Here is a 4675-nt window from a genome sequence, read left to right on the forward strand (position 1 = left end):
GAGGGCCGCGGCCACGACGGTCTCGCGGTCGTTGGTCGGCTCGCGGAGCTTCATCGCCTTGCTCTGGGTGAAGAAAGGCGCGTAGCGAACCTTGAGCGTGACCCGGGTGACCGGGCGGCCCTCGGCGACCGTGTCGTCGAACGCCTGCTCGGCGAGCTCCCGCACGGCCGCGAGCACCTGGTCCCTGCTGGTGAGGTTGGCCTGGTAGGTCGTCTCCCGGCTGTGCCCGCGGGCGACCCACGGGGTGTCGTCGACGATGGCGGAGCCGATCCCCTTGCCCAGCTGGCCGTACCAGACGCCCATCCGTGGACCGAACTCTCCGACGAGCGACTCCTCCGGGGCGGCCGCGAGCTGTCGCACGGTCTCGATCCCGAGACCCGTCAGCCGCTTGGAGACCTTGGACCCGACGCCCCAGAGATCGATCGTCGGCCGGTCGCCCATCACCTCGAGCCAGTTCTCCCTCGTCAACCGGTAGACGCCGCGCGGTTTGCCGAAGCCCGTCGCGATCTTCGCGCGGATCTTGTTGTCGCCGATCCCGACAGAGCAGTGCAGGTCGGTCGCCTGCAGGACCGCTGACTGGATCCGTCGCGCGAATCCCTCGGGGTCATCGGTCTCGACGCCGAGGAAGGCCTCGTCCCAGCCGAGCACCTCGACGACGACCCCGAGACCACGGAGCGTCTCCATCACGCGCTCGGACGCCTCGTTGTAGGCGTCCGCGTCGACGGGCAGGAGGACGGCATCCGGTACCTTGCGTGCCGCGATCCGTAGCGGCATCCCCGACCGGGCGCCATACTCGCGCGCTTCGTAGCTCGCTGTCGCGACCACGGCTCGCTCCGTCGGGTCTCCTCGTCCACCGACGATGACGGGCCTGCCCGCGAGCTCGGGACGACGCAGCACCTCGACCGCTGCGATGAACTGGTCGAGGTCGACGTGGAGCACCCACCGACGGGCACCGGCGTCCATACCCCGCATTGTCCATGCTCCCGGCCGTCCATGCATGAGCCGAGGAGGGCAGGGGTAGGGGACGGACAACACCAGACGCGAGGAGGATGCCCCATGGTCTCGAAGAAGGATCTGCCCTCGACCCTGCAGCGTTCACCCAAGAAGGCGCAGGAGACGTGGTCGAAGACGCACGACTCCGCCGTCGACGAGTACGGCGAGGGTGAGCGCGCTCACCGCACGGCCTTCGCGTCGCTCAAGCACGGCTTCGAGAAGGTCGGCGACCACTGGGAGCCCAAGGATCAGAAGGGCCCGTCCGACAGGCAGGCGGCCAAGTCGGGCCGGAGCGCGCGCCGGGGCGGCAAGACCGCCGGCGGCGTCGACGCGAACGCCTCGAAGAGCCACCTCTATGACGACGCGAAGCGGCTCGACATCCCCGGTCGCTCCAAGATGGACAGGGACGAGCTGGTCGACGCGATTCAGAAGGCGAACGACAAGGAGACGCGCAAGAGCCGCGGTGACTGAGCGCGTCGCCGGCTCACTCGTCAGGTCACGCTGCCGTTTGGTATGACGCTCACTGGCGGCCACGCCGCGACGCGTGGTCCTGCTCGTAGGCGGCGACCATGATGCCGCGGAAGATGAGCACAGCCGTGACGGCGGTCAGGCCGAATGCCAGGACCGTCACGACGACGGACTCGGTGCCGCCGGCAGTCAGGTGCGATCGCACGATGTGGAGGAACCCACTGACGATGCCGGTGATCCCCGCCGCCACGAACCAGACGTAGGTCGTGCGGGTGTAGGTGTGCGCCACGGCTGCACTGTGGCACAACTAGGTTGGCTCGGGCGGGAAGTACACAGAATCAGCGCGCGCCGTGGATCCAGGCGGTGCGCCGGCCGCTCCCGGGTGGCTCATCGGCCGCGTCAGCGCTCGCTCCCGGGGGCGGTCAGAGCCCTTGTCTGCGCTCGATCTCCCCGAAGTAGGCGTCGGCGAGGCGAGAGAAGCTCTGGGCCGTGAGCCGGATCGAGTCGCCGGCCTTGAGGCCGAGGACGTTGCGGCCCTCGTTGATCCGTGCTGCCGCCTCGGGGAGGAGCTCGCCCTCGCCCTCGACGAGTGAGTCACGCAGGGCGGCCACCTCGGTTGCGACCGGCCCGGCTGTCGCCGACTCGGGAAGGCGACCGACGAAGTAGGCGTCGATGACGATGACGAGGTTGTTGAAGTAGTCGGCCTCGAGGCCCTCGAGCATCGGCTCGAGGCCGCGCTCCTCGTCATCGTCGGCCCGGCTCACCGCGGCCGCGAACTCCCTGAAGAAGGCGACCTGCGACTCCACCCGCGCCCGGCAGGCATCGACATAGTCCTGGAGGTCAGTGGGGTCTGGCACCGCTCCATGGTAGCCAGCGATGGCAGCGGCAGCCCGGAGCCCCGGCCGGCCCGACGGGCTGCCATTAGGGTCGGGACGTGCGCTTTTCCCTGTGGCCCAAGCTCTCCCAACCCTGGCCAGAAGTGGTCGAGATCGTGCGACACGCCGAGGCGAGTGGGTGGGACGGTGTGTATGTCGCCGACCACTTCATGGGTGACGGCGGGCTCTTCGGGGCGGTGACGTCTGCGCACCTGGAGTCGACGGCTGCCCTCGCCGCGCTCGCGGGCCTGACGACGCGTGTCCGCCTCGGCACTCTCGTCCTCGGCAACACCTACCGGCATCCCACGGTCGTCGCGAACTGGGCAGCGAGCGTCGACCGGATCAGCGACGGTCGACTCGTGCTCGGCCTCGGTGCGGGCTGGCAGGCCAACGAGCACGAGCAGTACGGCATCACGCTGCCTGTCCCCGGTGAGCGTCTCGCCCGCCTCGACGAGGCCTGCTCGGTGCTCAGGGGACTGCTGACCGAGCCAGTCGTGACCTTCCCGGGGCGGTACTACGAGCTGACCGACGCGGTCTGCGAGCCGAAGCCGGTCCAGCGCCGGCTCCCGCTGCTCATCGGCGGCAAGGGTGACCGGATGCTGAGGCTCGTCGCCCGCCATGCCGACGAGTGGAACATGTGGGCGATGCCCGAGACCATCGCGGAGCGCGGCGCCGTCCTCGACCGCCACTGCGAGGAGATCGGCCGCGACCCGTCGTCAATCACCAGGTCGACGCAGGCGCTCGTGCGGCTGACCGACTCGCCTTGCGAGGCAAAGAAGTTCATCGCCTCCGTGCACGGCCGCCCGGCCGTGGCCGGTCCGGCCGAGGCCTTCGGCGAGATGGTCGTTGCCTGGCGAGAGGCGGGCGTGGACGAGGTGATCGTCCCGGACCTCTCGCTCGGTTCGGGGGCGCAGCGGCTCGAGGCGCTCGACGCCCTCATCGAGCAGGGCCGGGAGGCGGCAGGGTGAAGCTGGCGCCGAGGCTGGTGCCCACCTGCGTCAGCAGGACGGCAAGCTCGGTGCGCATCACTGCATAGCGGGCCGCTGCGCGCGACGGGTCGGTCGACGTCTCGATGAGCGCCGCCGACGCGAAGGTCTGCAGGCTGAGGACTCGGGCCACATAGCTCGGTCCATCGGTCGCGGTCGGGATCCCGGCGGCGAGCAGGTCCTGGAGGTGTGCGTCGAACGTGCGGAGGTGGCCTGCGGCAGTTCCACCGCTCGGGCCGCTGCCGGTCGTCGAGGGCGCGGGCGGTGCCGGTGAAGGTGACGCCGAGGACGTGGCCGTCGCCCGCGGAAAGTCCCGGTCGAGGTGACCGATGTCGGCCAGCAATGCGCTCACCGCCTCGCGGGCGGCTCCCTCTTCGAAGACCGCCGGGATGGCCGGAGTCGCCGGGAGAGCGGTTCCGCTCGGCGTCACCTCGACGGTGACGGTCCTCGTCACGGTCAAGGTGACAGGGTCGGTGACGGTGACGACCTGACTCGCCGCAGGAACCGGGGGTAGCGAGTCGGTGGTTCGGCCACCCTCCTCGAGCTGGACCTGCGGATCGCCGTTGCAGGCGCCGAAGATGAGGGCCAGGCCAATGGCGAGGACCGCTTGGGGGACCACGCCGGCCCTCAGAGCAGTGCCCTTGGGTCGTCGGGGATGTCGGCGGCATACGCCTCGAGGAGCTGGAGTGGCACCACGTCGAGCGCACGCTCGTGGGTGGCGGCGAGGACGACCGGCGCCCCGGCCCCCTCCCGTTGCGCCTCGAGCCACCGGGCGGCGACGACGCACCAGCGGTCACCGGGCTGCAACCCTGGAAAGCGCCACTCCGGTCGAGGCGTCGACAGGTCGTTGCCCACCGAACGCTGGTGCTCGAGGAACTCCCGGCTCACGACGACGCAGATGGTGTGGCTGCCCACATCTTCGGGGCCCGATGTGCAGCAGCCGTCGCGATAGAAGCCGGTGAGCGGCTCGGTCGAGCACTCCTCGAGCTCGCCGCCGAGGACGTTGCGCTGGCCGTGCCCCATGCGCCCAACCTACGCGCTCGGCACCATCGGGACATGCCGATCACCCGTCCTACGGCTCCTGTCGACGACGCTGCCGTGATGGGGCGAACGTCCCCCTCTCGCGTGACCAAAGGGTGACGGGTCCCGAGCATGCCGCGGTCCCCGTCCCGTTTGGGGGCGGGGTGCGGGCGGGGCCGCTACAGGTGCCAGGTGACGCCGGTGGCGGTGACGGTCGCGGTGAGCTCGTGCCGGTGCACGTGGCTGTGGTGGCGCCGGCACAACAGTGCCGTGTTCAGCAGGCTGGTCGGCCCGCCGCGGTACCACGCGATCACGTGGTGCGCGTCGGTCCAG

The 4675-nt window shown here is 70.3% G+C and carries 8 protein-coding genes; 2 read left to right on the forward strand and 6 right to left on the reverse strand.

Features of this window, described 5'->3' with window-relative positions; translation table 11 throughout:
- Positions 1–963: DNA polymerase IV (locus ACTHJJ_RS16600; RefSeq protein WP_440304053.1), on the reverse strand; the 963-nt coding region annotated here is incomplete at its 3' end.
- A 93-nt stretch (positions 964–1056) separates the two neighbouring features.
- Here ACTHJJ_RS16600 and ACTHJJ_RS16605 point away from each other — a divergent pair.
- A complete protein-coding gene (locus ACTHJJ_RS16605) occupies positions 1057–1464 on the forward strand; it encodes a ChaB family protein (protein WP_440304054.1) in 408 nt (135 codons plus the stop codon).
- Between the two features lie 49 nt (positions 1465–1513).
- Here ACTHJJ_RS16605 and ACTHJJ_RS16610 read toward each other — a convergent pair whose 3' ends face one another.
- On the reverse strand, positions 1514–1750 hold the full coding sequence (locus tag ACTHJJ_RS16610; protein ID WP_440304055.1) for a hypothetical protein: 237 nt from the start codon (positions 1748–1750) through the stop codon (positions 1514–1516).
- A gap of 133 nt (positions 1751–1883) precedes the next feature.
- Positions 1884–2318, reverse strand: a complete 435-nt coding sequence (locus ACTHJJ_RS16615) for a hypothetical protein (RefSeq protein WP_440304056.1) — start codon at positions 2316–2318, stop codon at positions 1884–1886.
- A gap of 77 nt (positions 2319–2395) precedes the next feature.
- Here ACTHJJ_RS16615 and ACTHJJ_RS16620 point away from each other — a divergent pair, with 77 nt between their 5' ends.
- Positions 2396–3304 carry a TIGR03560 family F420-dependent LLM class oxidoreductase gene (locus tag ACTHJJ_RS16620; protein ID WP_440304057.1) on the forward strand — a complete coding sequence of 303 codons (909 nt, stop codon included), beginning with the start codon at positions 2396–2398 and terminating at the stop codon, positions 3302–3304.
- On the opposite strand, the gene ACTHJJ_RS16625 is transcribed toward ACTHJJ_RS16620, so the two are convergent.
- The 3 genes from ACTHJJ_RS16625 to ACTHJJ_RS16635 all read right to left on the reverse strand — a co-directional run bounded on the left by ACTHJJ_RS16625 (position 3273) and on the right by ACTHJJ_RS16635 (position 4656).
- Positions 3273–3941, reverse strand: coding sequence for a hypothetical protein (locus tag ACTHJJ_RS16625; protein ID WP_440304058.1), 669 nt, complete (start codon positions 3939–3941; stop codon positions 3273–3275). The two genes, ACTHJJ_RS16620 and ACTHJJ_RS16625, sit on opposite strands and share 32 nt — an antisense overlap.
- A gap of 8 nt (positions 3942–3949) precedes the next feature.
- Positions 3950–4345 (reverse strand): DUF2237 family protein, encoded by a 396-nt coding sequence (locus tag ACTHJJ_RS16630; RefSeq protein ID WP_440304059.1) that lies wholly within the window; start codon positions 4343–4345, stop codon positions 3950–3952.
- 176 nt (positions 4346–4521) lie between these two features.
- Positions 4522–4656 carry a hypothetical protein gene (locus ACTHJJ_RS16635; RefSeq protein WP_440304060.1) on the reverse strand — a complete coding sequence of 45 codons (135 nt, stop codon included), beginning with the start codon at positions 4654–4656 and terminating at the stop codon, positions 4522–4524.
- Positions 4657–4675 lie beyond the last annotated feature (19 nt).

The sequence above is a fragment of the Intrasporangium sp. genome, from assembly GCF_051961875.1.
GTDB lineage: Bacteria > Actinomycetota > Actinomycetes > Actinomycetales > Dermatophilaceae > Intrasporangium_A.

Bases quoted from the DNA above. Each gene is read 5' to 3' on its own strand.
- ACTHJJ_RS16630 (WP_440304059.1), bottom strand. From the start codon at position 4,345: ATGGGGCACGGCCAGCGCAACGTCCTCGGCGGCGAGCTCGAGGAGTGC.
- ACTHJJ_RS16605 (WP_440304054.1), top strand. From the start codon at position 1,057: ATGGTCTCGAAGAAGGATCTGCCCTCGACCCTGCAGCGTTCACCCAAG.